Raw genomic sequence first — 605 nt, 5'->3', positions numbered from 1 at the left:
TTGAAGGTCTCGTTGGCTGAGAGGCCGCCGAGGTCGGTCGCCGTCACCCTGACGCCGTAGGTGCCGCCTGCCGTCGGTGTGCCGGAGAAGGTCCGCGTCGTGGCGTTGAAGGCCAGCCAGGCGGGCAGCGCCGTGCCGTCGGCAGCCGTTGCCGAATAGGTCAGCGTCTCGCCGCCGTCGACATCGGTGAAGGTGGTTGTCGGCAGCACGAAGGAGAAGGCGGAGCCGACGGTGGCATTCTGGGCGACCGTCTGGACAGCCAGCACCGGCGCATCATTGGCRCCGTGGATGGTGATGGTCAGGTTTGCCGTGGCGGTCGCACCGGCAGTGTCACGCATYGTGTAGCTGAAGACATCGCTCAGCGTGTTGGTGGACTGGCGCAGCGCCTGGACAGCGGCGCTGGTCTCGTTGAGCGCATAGCTATAGACGCCCGATGCGCTSAGCACCAGGCTGCCATAGGTRCCGTTCAGCGCCGTGCCGAGCGTGCCTGATGTCGCGCCGAAGCCGACCGCCGTGACCGTCTTGGTGTCGCCGGCATCCGGATCGGTATCGTTGGTCAGCACATTGCCACTGGCAACCACGCCACCCGAACCATTGGCCGCACC

1 protein-coding gene is annotated in these 605 nt (G+C 66.6%); it reads right to left on the bottom strand.

The window, feature by feature from the left end:
• Positions 1–605: putative Ig domain-containing protein (locus tag AC1DUP_RS36775; protein ID WP_477837381.1), on the bottom strand; the 605-nt coding region annotated here is incomplete at both ends.

Source organism: Rhizobium sp. 01L419, assembly GCF_056400025.1.
This window is presented reverse-complemented; position numbering and strand designations above follow the sequence as displayed.